Annotated in this window: 15 protein-coding genes; 7 read left to right on the top strand and 8 right to left on the bottom strand. The window is 52.5% G+C overall.

Translation table 11 applies throughout. The features are described 5' to 3' along the window. Positions 1 to 36: 36 nt before the first annotated feature. The 6 genes from G163CM_RS10295 (at position 37) to G163CM_RS10270 (ending at position 3,501) form a co-directional block, all read left to right on the top strand. A complete protein-coding gene (locus tag G163CM_RS10295) occupies positions 37 to 741 on the top strand; it encodes a Bax inhibitor-1/YccA family protein (protein ID WP_108473825.1) in 705 nt (234 codons plus the stop codon). A 138-nt stretch (positions 742 to 879) separates the two neighbouring features. Further along, on the top strand, positions 880 to 1,311 hold the full coding sequence (locus G163CM_RS10290) for a hypothetical protein (RefSeq protein WP_231828085.1): 432 nt from the start codon (positions 880 to 882) through the stop codon (positions 1,309 to 1,311). Next, positions 1,271 to 1,678 (top strand): hypothetical protein, encoded by a 408-nt coding sequence (locus G163CM_RS10285; protein ID WP_231828083.1) that lies wholly within the window; start codon positions 1,271 to 1,273, stop codon positions 1,676 to 1,678. Before G163CM_RS10290 ends, G163CM_RS10285 begins: the two co-directional genes overlap by 41 nt. 39 nt (positions 1,679 to 1,717) lie before the next feature. After that, positions 1,718 to 2,434, top strand: coding sequence for a Bax inhibitor 1 family protein (locus G163CM_RS10280; protein WP_231828082.1), 717 nt, complete (start codon positions 1,718 to 1,720; stop codon positions 2,432 to 2,434). Between the two features lie 83 nt (positions 2,435 to 2,517). Continuing rightward, positions 2,518 to 2,967 carry a hypothetical protein gene (locus tag G163CM_RS10275; protein WP_231828081.1) on the top strand — a complete coding sequence of 150 codons (450 nt, stop codon included), beginning with the start codon at positions 2,518 to 2,520 and terminating at the stop codon, positions 2,965 to 2,967. A 48-nt stretch (positions 2,968 to 3,015) separates the two neighbouring features. Beyond that, on the top strand, positions 3,016 to 3,501 hold the full coding sequence (locus G163CM_RS10270) for a hypothetical protein (RefSeq protein WP_231828080.1): 486 nt from the start codon (positions 3,016 to 3,018) through the stop codon (positions 3,499 to 3,501). Positions 3,502 to 3,581: 80 nt separating this feature from the next. On the opposite strand, the gene G163CM_RS10265 is transcribed toward G163CM_RS10270, so the two are convergent. Genes G163CM_RS10265 through G163CM_RS10255 form a run of 3 tightly spaced genes read right to left on the bottom strand, consistent with a single transcriptional unit; the run spans position 3,582 to position 6,543 of the window. Beyond that, a complete protein-coding gene (locus G163CM_RS10265) occupies positions 3,582 to 4,538 on the bottom strand; it encodes a lysylphosphatidylglycerol synthase transmembrane domain-containing protein (RefSeq protein WP_231828359.1) in 957 nt (318 codons plus the stop codon). Between the two features lie 5 nt (positions 4,539 to 4,543). Next, the gene (gene clsB, locus G163CM_RS10260; RefSeq protein WP_231828079.1) at positions 4,544 to 5,785 is read right to left on the bottom strand and encodes a cardiolipin synthase ClsB; all 1,242 of its coding nucleotides are present in this window, start codon (positions 5,783 to 5,785) and stop codon (positions 4,544 to 4,546) included. Beyond that, complete coding sequence (locus tag G163CM_RS10255) at positions 5,782 to 6,543, bottom strand: endonuclease/exonuclease/phosphatase family protein (RefSeq protein ID WP_231828078.1); 762 nt, start codon at positions 6,541 to 6,543, stop codon at positions 5,782 to 5,784. Before G163CM_RS10255 ends, clsB begins: the two co-directional genes overlap by 4 nt. Positions 6,544 to 6,674: 131 nt before the next feature. Here G163CM_RS10255 and G163CM_RS10250 point away from each other — a divergent pair, with 131 nt between their 5' ends. Then, positions 6,675 to 7,091, top strand: coding sequence for a YbhQ family protein (locus G163CM_RS10250; RefSeq protein WP_015965245.1), 417 nt, complete (start codon positions 6,675 to 6,677; stop codon positions 7,089 to 7,091). Here G163CM_RS10250 and G163CM_RS10245 read toward each other — a convergent pair. From G163CM_RS10245 to cecR, 5 genes are all read right to left on the bottom strand, one after another. Beyond that, positions 7,053 to 8,159, bottom strand: coding sequence for an ABC transporter permease (locus G163CM_RS10245; RefSeq protein WP_015965244.1), 1,107 nt, complete (start codon positions 8,157 to 8,159; stop codon positions 7,053 to 7,055). The two genes, G163CM_RS10250 and G163CM_RS10245, sit on opposite strands and share 39 nt — an antisense overlap. Positions 8,160 to 8,253: 94 nt before the next feature. After that, entirely contained in the window at positions 8,254 to 9,387 is a 1,134-nt protein-coding gene (locus tag G163CM_RS10240) for an ABC transporter permease (RefSeq protein WP_231828077.1), read from the bottom strand. After that, positions 9,377 to 11,116 carry an ATP-binding cassette domain-containing protein gene (locus tag G163CM_RS10235; RefSeq protein ID WP_231828358.1) on the bottom strand — a complete coding sequence of 580 codons (1,740 nt, stop codon included), beginning with the start codon at positions 11,114 to 11,116 and terminating at the stop codon, positions 9,377 to 9,379. Before G163CM_RS10235 ends, G163CM_RS10240 begins: the two co-directional genes overlap by 11 nt. Further along, a complete protein-coding gene (hlyD, locus tag G163CM_RS10230; protein ID WP_231828076.1) occupies positions 11,109 to 12,101 on the bottom strand; it encodes a secretion protein HlyD in 993 nt (330 codons plus the stop codon). The genes G163CM_RS10235 and hlyD overlap by 8 nt, the downstream gene beginning before the upstream one ends. Next, positions 12,098 to 12,775 carry a transcriptional regulator CecR gene (gene cecR, locus G163CM_RS10225; RefSeq protein ID WP_231828075.1) on the bottom strand — a complete coding sequence of 226 codons (678 nt, stop codon included), beginning with the start codon at positions 12,773 to 12,775 and terminating at the stop codon, positions 12,098 to 12,100. The genes hlyD and cecR overlap by 4 nt, the downstream gene beginning before the upstream one ends. Positions 12,776 to 13,022: the final 247 nt, after the last annotated feature.

Raw genomic sequence — 13,022 nt, 5'->3', positions numbered from 1 at the left:
TCCTTGAGGTATTCCTTATATCATCAGGAGATTCTCATGGACCGATTCCCTCGTTCTGATTCAATCGTACAGTCCCGTTCCGGACTGCAAACGTATATGGCACAAGTGTATGGCTGGATGACCTGCGGATTGCTGCTGACGGCGTTTATCGCATGGTATGCGGCGAATACCCCAGCGGTGATGATGTTTGTCTTCTCCAGCAAAATCACTTTCTTTGGCCTGATTATTGCTCAACTGGCGCTGGTCTTTGTGCTTTCAGGGATGGTGCAACGCCTGAGCGCAGGTGTCGCCACCACGCTGTTTATGCTCTATTCGGCGCTTACCGGGTTGACGCTTTCCAGTATTTTCATTGTCTACACCTACTCCTCCATCGCTAGTACCTTTGTGGTGAGCGGTGGGATGTTCGGCATCATGAGCCTGTACGGCTACACCACCAAACGCGACCTTAGCGGCCTGGGGAATATGCTGTTTATGGCGCTGATTGGTATCATTCTGGCATCGCTGGTTAACTTCTGGCTGAAAAGCACCGCACTGATGTGGGCGGTGACCTATATCGGCGTCGTGGTGTTCGTTGGCCTGACCGCCTACGACACGCAGAAATTAAAAAATATCGGCGAACAAATCGATGTGCGTGATACATCCAGCCTGCGCAAAACCGCCATCCTCGGCGCGTTAACGCTGTATCTCGATTTCATCAACCTGTTCCTGATGCTGCTGCGGATATTCGGCAACCGCCGTTAATGGCTAATCATTCAAAAATCCCGGACTGGTTCCGGGATTTTTTTCGGATTCTGTTCACTGATAAAACGCACGATTGACGAAACATGGTTATTTGTATCTATGCAAACTGCTATTTTGTGATATGTCATAGATGAAATAATGAAAAAAAAGGGATGTCTGTGTTTATTAGCTAATTTATTTGTATTTTTTACAGTGATATATACATGCATATTTATAGCGGGTGAATATTCAAATATAGAGATAGCCAAAGAATTGCTCGCGGTTAAATGGTGTAAAAAACCGCCGCTAAAAATTGGCCAACAATATAGTTTCCCTCATTATGGCTTTTATCTTTTCCTTCGAGATTCATCCTCGGGGCAGGCCGAGATCGTGGGAAGAGTGTTGTATGCCAAAGTATTAATGGGCAGATATCGCCCTGATGACACGCCAGTTCTGGCGACAGCACCCGATCGCGCAACCGCGCGTAGGTTGTGGGGGCACCTGGCCTGCACTGAGAATGGCGATATGAAAATTGGGCAGGGAGAGAGCCATGTTATCTGGCATTACTGGAAAGAACAGCCGAGCAAGTAAAGGGTTACCTGTTCAGATGCTTATTTTTTTCCTCTGTGTGTTGATCGTCTGCTTTGGAATATTTGCGCACACTAAACTTATTCAGCGGACGTGGTTTCAGTGGTTTGGTGAATATGCAGTGAGCATTTATTACGACAATCAAAATGCGGACTCGCATGTTGAATTTGGACGAGCAGATGTTTATCTCGAAATCTACAAAGGGCGCTGGCATATGTTCTTTGACATACCCTGTTATCGGCAGCGGATTGCCAACCAGGTTGAAAACAATGAAATGTTGAATGAATGGGAGATCCCAGAAATGGATGATTACAGTTTTGTACTGAAAAATAACGCCCGCCAAACGCGCTATCGCCACTTTTGTCGCTGATTACGTTCACAAGAAAATCATCTTTATGGAGAATTGGGTGTGAATACTTTCTCTTCCATACGACTTAATCAGGTTTGCGCTGCGCCATCAAGTATGATGATTCGCATCTGGTTTTTGACTGCGGTTATGATGGGGTTGACGCCTGCTGTCGCGTGGCTGGCGATTATCTCAGGTGTGTCGAATCTTGACAGTCGGCCAGGGATGTTTATGTTCAATCTTGTACTTATCGTTCTGATTTCCGTCTGGCTAGATTTCAAAAAGGATAAATTCAGTACATTTCTTGCAAGTACGATTGGCCTGGCGTTGATTATTATGGTAGGCACTGCGCTATCGATGTTCTTTTCTTTTCAGTCGATAACCACCGTATTTGGTATTGTCGGCGCCATGTTTACGATTAACGCATTCCTGGGCCTGCTTTTGGGATGGAATCCGGATTCCCGATGGCTGATATTGCTGATGGCGGTCAGTGGGGTGTTTATCGCCATCGTGATCAACAGTGTGCTGGACAGCTATTTATCTGTATGGATCATGAGTTTTCTGGCCGTGCTGGTCTGGCCCATGGCGGTAAGTTACAAACTCGATGTGTTAAGTGGACTTTCGCGCAATTTGTTCGCGGGCGAATTTTCTACAATGTCTCGCTGTATGGTGTTGGGAAGTGTCATCACGTATTTAAGTGTGCTGAGCCTTTTCTGTCAGGTTGTGATTTTCTTGCTTGAGGCGTTGATAAGTTCGGGTATAGGGATGTGGGGATGGTGAAAATTTTACCATTGTTAAATGACCTGCGATGACAACAATCGATAAGCTGCCGCTGTTTATAATTCATAGTACAGATAATGAATATGGAAATATTTAAGGAAGGGGCCTCTTTCGAACACCAAATTAAAGAGGTTAAGGTAATATTATCACTAATCCAGACGAATCTAAAGGAAAGGCATCCCGGGATTCCACTACCCGTAGAACAATGGTGCTATGTCCTTTTGCCAGGAAGGATAGGCAGCGAACGCTGGAATGCGCTCATTGCAGCAGACTATCGCTGTCTTACACATCCGGATGGATATCAATGTGCAATCGTACTTTCAGCTGAAGAGTTATTTTCTAAGTTTATAATAGATACGTTATCCATACAAAATGATTTTAATTATTTAATGGCTTTTGCTTCAATGTCGCCATCAGATGATGAAAAGCTCTTGAAATGGATTAATGGCGTGTTGAATAATATATCCAGCGATCCATTGCCACCTTATCAACTTCTGACGTTAGAGAGTGGCTTGCTGATATCGTGTGGATAAAAAGAAAATTCTCCAGGATAAACCTGATGGATTATAAAAGGAATGGCAATGCGAATAAATAAAGATGATTATATTGAGTACAATGGTTTTACATTTATTGAAGCGAAAGTGAATAAAATTGCGCATTCCATAGAAAGATATCCTGCTGCTAGTAAAATCACGCAGTGTCGCAATTGCATGCTGGAGATATTACTCTTTTTTATTGTGGAAACGCTCGAACCTTCATTTGTTAAAGAAGCTTTTGATTCAGCATGGCGAGAACTTCAAAAAAATAAAAGAGATCTCTTTTTATTCGATAAAATAGCGAATGATCTGGATGCCTGGATCTGTGCAGATAATGGATGGCATAGAGTAGATGATGTCCATCTCTTACGGGCATGCGCCGTTTGGGATTTTATTTACTCGCAACGTAGGTTTAAGCAACCGGAAGATTTGAGCAACGCATTCGTTGATTTTATGGAGCGGATCTGTCGATTGATCGATAAATCCGAGGAAGATCGACTGTTAACTATTATTAAGAAATACTTCCCATAGGTATGAATGGCTAAAAAAGCGGAGTGCCCATCAGCAATAATAATATGTATTTTCGCATCCTTCTACCGGCTGAAGGTCTCTCACCCTCCAGCCTTCTCCTCATTCTTCTCCCGAATCCTTTTCGCCTGGCTCTCCAGCCCCAGATAACACACCAGCGCCAGCAGCAGCGGGATAAAGTAATACAGCACTCGCCACACCAGCAGCGCCGCAATTATCGTCCCGGAAGAGACTTCTTCACTGGCCAGCAGTGCGACAAATACCGCTTCCAGCACGCCGATTCCCGCCGGAATATGCACAATCACCGCCACCACGCTGCTTACCAGCAGCACGCCGAGCACGAAGAAATAATCAACGGCCTGGCCCATCAGCAGCCAGATGGTTGCGCCCATCGCCATCCAGTTCAGGCTGGAGATCGCCATTTGGGCGAGGGCGAACTTCCAGGTGGGTAGCACCAGCGTTTGTCCTTTAACAGAATAGTGGCGCTTTTTGGCAAATGCGCAAAATCCCAGATAAATTAGCACCGTCGCCAATAGCGCCGCGCCAAGTAGTCGCAGGGTGGTGTCGTTGATATACCAGTGCGGCGGCAGGTCAATTGCGCCACCGGTAAACATCACGCCCGCCAGTAATAAATAACCCAGCCAATTGGTCGAGATACTCAGGGAAAAGATGCGGGTAATGGTGCCGGGCTTCAGGCCAAGCCGCGAGTAGAGGCGATAACGCATGCCAATGCCACCAACCCAAGTGCTGAGCGTCAGGTTAAAGGCATAGCAGATAAACGACACTAACATCACCTGGCGTTTTGCCAGCTTATGCCCGCACCAGACGCGCGCCAGCAGGTCGTAGCAGCCATACAGCAGATAGTTGAATATCACCAGGCCTACCGCGCCCAGCAGCGCCAGACGATTGTAGTCGCGGATGACGTTCCACACTTCGTGCCAGTCAATTTTGCGCGCATAGAGCACCAGCAGCACCGCGACGGCAACCAGAAACAGCCAGGTGAGCGCGCGTTTAGTCCACTTCCACTGTTTTTTACTCATCCATTTCATTGACGGGCTCCCGAGTTTTCCGGCTCGACGCGGTCCTGCGTTTCCATCGTGGGCTGTGCGGGAGGAGGGACTTCCGCCAGTTTAGGTGTGTGCGCCGGTAGCCAACCGGCCATCGCCGGGAAATGGCGCAAGAAGTGGAACACCACCACGCCAATGCCGAGGTTTATCCAGCTGCGTTTGGGCACCATGCTTTCGTCCACGCGCTGTGAATCACGGGTAATTAAGGTATTCAGATTATCGCGCAGCGTCTGATTAAACTGACGATCATGAATCATCAGATTGGCTTCAAGATTCAGCGACAAACTTAACGGATCGAGATTGCTGGAGCCGACCGTCGCCCAGTGATCGTCCATCAACGCCACTTTGCCGTGCAACGGGCGGCGCTGGTATTCGTAGATGTGCACGCCACTGTTGACCAGATAACGATAAAGCAGCACCGCGCCCACTTTAACAATCGCCATATCCGGGTTGCCCTGAACCACCAGCTTGACGCGCACGCCGCGTCGCGCCGCCCGACGCATGGCGTGCAGCAGGCGATAGCCAGGGAAGAAGTAGGCATTGGCAATGATCACTTCGCGTTTGGCGGTCGCCAGCATGCGCAGATAGTGACGTTCGATATCGGTACGGTGCTCGCCATTGTCGCGCCACACCAGCAGTGCCTGCGCTTCACCGGGCATGCGGTTCTTTTCTGCGCGATGATGCCTGCGCCACCAGCGGCGTACCGGGGCATTTTCGGGCAGGTTTTCCAGTTCAAACTGAACGATGTCATCGACTACCGGGCCTTCCACACGTACCGCGTAATCTTGTTTAGCTTCCGGGCCATAATTCGACATATGTTCCGCGGAGTAGTTAATGCCGCCAATAAAAGCGATGCGCGCATCCACCACCACAATTTTGCGGTGCATACGACGAAAGAGGTTGGTGCGCATACCAAAAACACGCGGGCCGGGATCGTAATAGCGGAAAATGACGCCCGCCTCGGTCAGTTCGTTAACAAATTCATCGCTTAAATCGGGTGAGCCGTAGCCATCGAGCAGCGCCTCTATTTGCACGCCACGTTTTGCGGCGTGCAGCAGAACCGCATGCAGCTGTTTACCCACGTCGTCCTCAAACCAGATAAAGGTTTCAAGGATCACTTTACTCTGTGCCTGATCGATGGCTTTAAAGACCGCAGGGTAGTACTGATCGCCATTCTCCAGCAGGGTAATCTGGTTGCCTTCTCGCCAGGCGCATTTCATAGATGGATCTCCGCGCTAAGGGGCGCATGGTCTGAAAGGTGTCGCCAGCCACGTAAAGCAAGTTTGGTCGGTTTACTGGCATTAGCATTTTTCACATAGATGCGATCCAGTCGCAATAGCGGCAAACTGACCGGAAAAGTGCGCGCCGGGCGGCCTCTGGCGCGGGTAAAAATCTCTTCCAGCCCGGCCTGTGTTTTTAATGGATGGTTAGCTTTCTGCCGCCAGTCGTTGAAATCACCGGCCACCAGCACCGGTTCGCCCTGCGGCAGCGCATTGACAAAATCGGCCAGCATCACAATTTGCGCCTGACGCTGTTTTTCACCGAGGCCAAGATGCACGCAAATCACATGAATCGGCGTAGCAAGCTGCGGGGGCGCGATTCGGCAATAGAGCAGCCCGCGCTTCTCGCTGTCGCCGATGGAAACATCGTGATTTTCAAAATGTTCGATAGGATAGCGTGAGAGCACCGCGTTGCCATGATGCCCTTCCGGATAGACCGCATTTCGCCCATAGGCGTAATCGCTCCACATGGTGTCAGCGAGAAATTCGTAGTGGCTGGTATCTGGCCAGTTTTCGACGTGCAACGGATGCACTTCATGCGCCCCCAGCACTTCCTGCAGGCAAACAATGTCCGCGCCGACGGTGCGAACGGCGTCGCGAAGCTCCGGCAAAATAAAACGTCGGTTAAATGCCGTAAAGCCCTTATGGGTGTTAATTGTCAGTATTTTTACCGAAAAAGGCGTGCTGTTTGCGGACATTTGGCTCCCGTTATTTTTTTTATCCTGACTAAATAGTGTAGTCGGCGTCACAAAAAGATGCGGTGATACGGAATTTTCCGTAAAGTGGCGTACTCTGAATAGGCAAATAAAATCCTTCAGGAGAAGAAGCCATGAAGTGGCAACAACGCGTTCGTGTCGCAACAGGGTTAAGTTGCTGGCAGATTATGTTGCATTTGCTGGTTGTGGCGGTGCTGGTTATGGGCTGGATGGGCGGTGCATTAGTCCGCGTCGGCCTGGGCCTGTGTGTGCTCTACAGCGTAACGGTGATTCTGATGCTGGCATTACAGCGCCACCGTGAACAGCGCTGGCGTGATGTGGGCGATGTACTCGAAGAACTCACCACCACCTGGTATTTTGGCGCGGCAATTATCGCCTTATGGCTGCTGTCGCGAGTGTTACACAATAACTTCCTGCTGGCCCTTGCGGGGCTGGCGATCCTCGCCGGGCCAGCGTTGGTCTCTTTGTTAGTCAAAGAGAAAAAACGTAACTCAGGCGATCTTCCGGCGAAACATCGCGTACGCCACTGAGCCTGTCGTGGCCGCTATCACCAGTAGCGGCCACAAACTTCCCCACACAATCGTTAAGCTCGCGTCCTTCAGATAAATTTGCTTGGTGATATCCGTAAAGTGACGAATCGGGTTAATCCACGTCAGATTCTGCAACCAAACCGGCATGTTCTCCACGGGCGATACGTAACCCGACAGCAGAATCGCCGGCATCATAAAGACGAACACGCCGATAAACGCCTGCTGCTGGGTTTCGCACAGAGAGGAAATCAGCAGCCCAAAGCCTACCAGCGATAATCCATAGATAATCATAGTGAAGTAGAACAACGCCAGCGAACCGGCGAAGGGAATCTGATACGCCCAGATGCCGATACCCAGCACGATAGTGGCCTGGAAGGTGGCGACAATCAGCGCCGGAACCGCTTTGCCGATGAATATCTGCCAGGTCGCCAGCGGTGAAACCAGTAGCTGATCCAGCGTACCCTGTTCGCGCTCGCGGGCGACGGAGAGCGACGTTACGATCATCACCCCGATGGTGGTGATCATGGCGATCAGCGACGGCACCACAAACCATTTGTAGTCCAGATTCGGGTTATACCAGTTGCGCACCACCAGCTCGCTGTTGTTGGGTTTGGCCTGGCCGTCGGTTAACTCCTGCTGATAATCTTTGACGATCTGTTGCAGGTAATTAGCCGCGATTTGCGCGCTGTTAGAGTTTCGCCCGTCAAGAATTAACTGCATGGGCGCCTGCTGGAAGGTATCCAGATTACGCGAAAAATCCGCCGGAAAGCGCACCAGCAGCAGTGCTTTTTGGGTATCGATAGTGGGTTGGATCTCCTGCGGGCTTTTTAGCAGCAGAACATGAGTGAACGCTTTGGCGCGGGCGAAACGTTGTGTCAGCTCCACCGCGTGCTTGCCGTTATCTTCGTTGTAGATGGCGATGGTGGCATTGGTCACCTCAAGCGTCGCCGCAAAGGGGAAAAGAATCACCTGAATCAGCACCGGCAGAATCAAAATGGCACGCGTCTGCGGCTCGCGCAGCAGCGATTGCAGCTCTTTGCGGATTAATGTCCATAAACGATAAAACATGGTGTCGTCCTCATGTCGGGTGGCGCTGCGCTTACCCGACCTACGAATCGTAATTGTGTAGGCCGGATAAGGCGTAGCCGCCATCCGGCGAAGTTTAATCCAGCCGACGTTTCGTTTTCAGCCACGTCAGGCCGATAAACATCACCGCCGAAGCAATCAAAAACAGGGTATTAATCACCAGCACCACCGGAATATTGCCCGCCAGGAACAGGCTTTGCAGCGTGCTCACGAAGTAGCGGGCCGGGATGATATAGGTCACGATGCGAATCGCCGCAGGCATGCTGTCTATCTGGAAAATAAACCCGGACAGCATAATCGACGGCAGAAATGCGGCGTTCAGCGCGACCTGCGCGGCGTTAAACTGGTTGCGGGTGATAGTCGAAATTAACAACCCCATCCCCAGCGTGCTGAGTAAAAACAGGCTGGTAATGAAAAACAGCACCAGCAGCGATCCGCGATAGGGCACACCGAGTATAAACACCGACACCAGCATGCAAAGCAGCATCGCCAGCATGCCGAGGAAGTAGTAGGGGATCAGCTTGCACAGCAGCAACTCGACGCGGGTCACTTCGGTTGACAGTAGCGCTTCCATCGTACCGCGCTCCCATTCGCGCGCCACCACCAGCGACGTGAGGATCGCGCCAATTACCGTCATGATGATGGTCACCGCGCCGGGGATGATAAAGTGCTGGCTGATGGCAGCAGGGTTAAACCAGTAGCGAGTCTGGACATCAATGAGCGGTGTGAATGATTGCCCTTTGTCTTCCGCGCGTTGTGCCTGCCATAGCTGCCAAATCCCTTGCGTATAGCCCTGCACAAAGTTGGCGGTATTCGGCTCGCTGCCATCGGTGATCACCTGAATCGGTGCGTTTTCGTTGTCGCGTGCCATCTGGCTGTCGAAATTCACCGGAATGACCACTAACCCGCGAATACGCCCGGCCTGCATCATCTCAACCAGTTGTTGGCGATTATCGCTGATAGTAGCGTCAATATAGGGCGAGCCGGTCATAGCGTGGGTAAAATCAAGCGCCTCTTCGCTCTGCTGTTCCAGTAAAATCCCAACGCGCAACTTGCTGGAGTCGAGGTTGATGCCGTAGCCAAAGATAAACAGCAACAGCAACGGAATGACTACCGCAATCAGCCAACTGCTGGGGTCGCGGATGATTTGCCGGGTTTCCTTCACGCACAGCGCACGTACGCGTCGCCAGGAAAGGGTGCTATTGCGCATCGGCGTGCTCCTTATCCCAGTTGTGGATTAAGGTGATAAAGGCCTGCTCCATGGTCGGGTCGCGCTGTTCATCGTCGGCGGCCTGCCCTTTCAGGTCATCCGGAGTGCCGCTGGCAATCAGTTTGCCACGATACACCAGGCCAATTCGGTCGCAATACTCGGCTTCATCCATAAAGTGAGTGGTCACCATCACGGTCACGCCTTTCTCCACCATGCTATTGATGTGCAGCCAGAATTCACGCCGCGTGATGGGGTCAACGCCGGAAGTCGGTTCATCGAGGAACAGAATATCCGGCTCATGCATCAACGAGCAGGCCAGCGCCAGACGCTGCTTAAAGCCAAGGGGCAGGGCGTCGGTGGCATGGTTGGCGATGCTTTTCAGGCCAAAAGCTTCGCTCATGCGGGCGATTTTGTCATTCTGCGCCCGCCCGCGTAGGCCATAGACGCCCGAGAAAAAGCGCAGGTTCTGTTCCACGGTCAGGTTGCCGTAGAGCGAGAATTTTTGCGCCATATAACCTAAATGCTGACGTGCTTTGCCAGAGCTCACTTTCAGGTCCATATCCAGCACCAGCGCCTTGCCCGATGTGGGCACCAACAGGCCGCACATCATTTTGAAAGTGGTCGATTTCCCCGCACCGTTAGGGCCGAGCAGGCCAAAGATCTCCCCACGTTTGACGGCAAAATCCACATGGTCGGTGGCGGCAAAATCACCGAACTTCTTGGTGAGCTGTTTGGCTTCAATCACCGTCTCTTCCGGTGAACCCTCAACCGTATGCAGAATGGCGCCCAGCGGCGATTCCGAGGTTCCCGCGCCGCCCAGCAGGTCGATAAACGCATCCTCGAAGCGCGGCGTAGTTTCGTTTATCTCAATTTCTGGCATCTCAGGCGCGCGGCGAATATCGTCGGCGGTCGCCTCTTTTTTGAGGATCACGCGCACCGAGCGCCCCTGAATCATCCCGTCGCTCACCTGGGGTAATTTCAGCGTGCGCTGCAACAGGCGACGGTTGTTTTCCGTCGGGCTGCTCATCAGGAAACTGCGCCCGGCCATGGTTTTCGTCAGCGCCGTCGGCTCGCCCTGATAGAGCAATTCGCCTTCATTCATCAGCAGCACGTCGCGGCACTGCTCGGCTTCATCGAGGTAGGAGGTGCTCCACAAAATCAGCATCCCGTCGCCTGCCAGTTCGTGCACCATCTGCCACAGCTCGCGGCGCGAGATGGGGTCAACGCCCACACCCGGCTCATCGAGCAGCAACACTTTCGGCTCACCGACCAGCGTGCAGGCAAGCCCTAGCTTTTGTTTCATCCCACCGGAGAGTTTCCCCGCCAGCCGCCCGGTAAACGGCCCCAGCGCAGTAAATTCCAGCAGACGCGCGAAGGTTTTCTGTCGCGCCTCACCGGTGACGCTGCGCAGGTCGGCATAAAGATTGAGGTTCTCCATCACCGTTAAATCTTCATACAGGCCAAATTTTTGCGGCATGTAGCCCAGCATGCTGTGCAGCTCGCTGTCGTTCTCGATAGGATCGAGCCCCAGAACAGAAGCCGTTCCTTCGTCGGGCTTCAGCAGGCCCGCCAGCATACGCATCAGGGTGGTTTTCCCCGCGCCGTCCGGCCCCACCAGCCCGGTAACATAACCAGAGTGGATGGTACAGTTCAGCGGTGCGACGGCGGGTTTATCCATACCGGCGAAGCGTTTCACCAGCCCGTCGAGCTGGATGATCTCTTCACTCATGGCGTGACTCATCGTTGAACTTCAGCGTCACCGGCATCCCCTGGCGCAGCGTGTCGTCGGCATCGGTGACGATAATGCGCAGGCGATAAACAAGATCGGTACGCAGATCCGGCGTCTCAACGGTTTTCGGCGTAAATTCTGCGGTGGGTGACACGAAGCCGATTTTGCCGTGATACGGCTTATCCGGGCGACCATCGGTATAAAGTACAATTTCCCGCCCCGGCTGCGCCTGATTGAGGTTCTTCTCATCCACGTAGGCGCGGACCCACACCGGGCGCGTCAGTGAAAGGGTGAGGGCGGTGCTGCCTGCATTGAGCATGCTGCCGGGTTCTACCGCGCGGGTAAGCAATGTGCCGTCCGACGGCGCCACCAGCGTGGTGTCGTGCAAATCGAGCGTCGATTGCGCCAGCTGCGCCTGCGCCTGTTCAAGGTTGGCTTTCGCCTGGGCAATTTCCTGCGGACGATTCCCGGCGCGGTACTGGCTTAGTTTATCCTGCGCCGATTTCAGCGTTGCCAGCGCCTGGTCACGCGAAGAACGCGCATTTTCCAGATCGTTGGCAGAGATAGTGCGGCTTTTCCACAGCCCCTGCTGACGCGCGTAAAAGTTCTGCGCATAGTGATAGGCGGCCTGCGCCTGTTTCACGGCGGCGGCGGCCTGGGCAATCTCTTCTGCCCGATAACCCGCCATCATCAGGTCATATTGTGCCTGGGCGGTTGAGACATTGGCTTTCGCCTGCATTAGCGCGTTTTCATAGGGCGCTTTATCAAGCTTCCCCAGCGTTTGCCCGGCTTTAATGGCATCGCCTTCATCCACGGTTAATGACTGCAAACGGCCCCCGACGCGGAAACTCATATTGACGGTGCGAATATCCACGTTGCCGTAGAGCGTCAGCCCGTTGTCCTGGCGGCTCTGATACCACCAGGTTCCGCCAATGGCGGCAACAATCAGCACCAGCACCAGTGCAATAATGACCGGTTTCTTCATTGTTTCAGGCTCCTTTGCGTTAGTCCCTGCAAAATGAAATCGATGTGGCAGCTCACCACCTGGAAAATCTGCTCGGCTTTCTCGTCATCAAAACGGGCCCATCCGGCGCGCAGCAAAATGGTCTCGCGGCCCAGTCGAAATGCGAGGATCTCGCCGAGCAGGGCGTGCGTGTGCAGAATCGTTTGCGTGTCGTGCGGATCGCGCCCGGTATAGGCGGCAATCAGATGCGTAAGATGTGTATGCATCGGCGCAATCACCCGCTCGTGAATGTGCTGATACGCGGCGGTGGGCGAGAACTGTTCGCGTGAAATAAACTTACTGAGATTGACCGTATCCTCCTGCGTCAATAGCAGGATCATGTGCTTGCACGCGCGCAGAATCAGTTCGTGAATGGCGGCTTTATCAGGCTCTGTCTGGGCGAAGAGTTCCTCTGCGGCCTGCACGTGTGGGCGGAAATTCTCACCGATAAAGTCAGCAATCCACTGGGCGCAGGCGAGATACAAGTCATCTTTTGAGCCGAAGTAGTAGGTTATCGCCGCAATGTTCTGCCCGGCCTGCGCCGCGATATCGCGGGTGGTGGCGTGCAGCCCATACTCGCCAAACTGAGCGAGTGCGGCGGCGATGAGCTGGCTTTTGGCCTGCTCGCCTTTGGTGGTGATGGGAGTCGTATTCATCGCGTCACACAAAATTAATCAATCGATTGATTAACATTATGACTGAATTTTGAGCTTGTCCAGTCGCATACGCAAAAAACGGCGAAAACACAGAATTTTCACCACCTCGCAGGCCACCTGGCTGGAGAGATATTTTATGCGCCAGGTCACAAAAGCTGCTACACTCCGGCCCTTCATGACATTGTGGTTTTTGTCATTATCTGGTTTGTGATCCCCTCGAAAACTACACCGCATGCGGTCGGGGTGG

The sequence above is a fragment of the Pseudocitrobacter corydidari genome, from assembly GCF_021172065.1.
GTDB lineage: Bacteria > Pseudomonadota > Gammaproteobacteria > Enterobacterales > Enterobacteriaceae > Pseudocitrobacter > Pseudocitrobacter corydidari.
The sequence above is the reverse complement of the archived record's forward strand: the minus strand, read 5'-3'. Positions and strand labels throughout refer to the sequence as shown.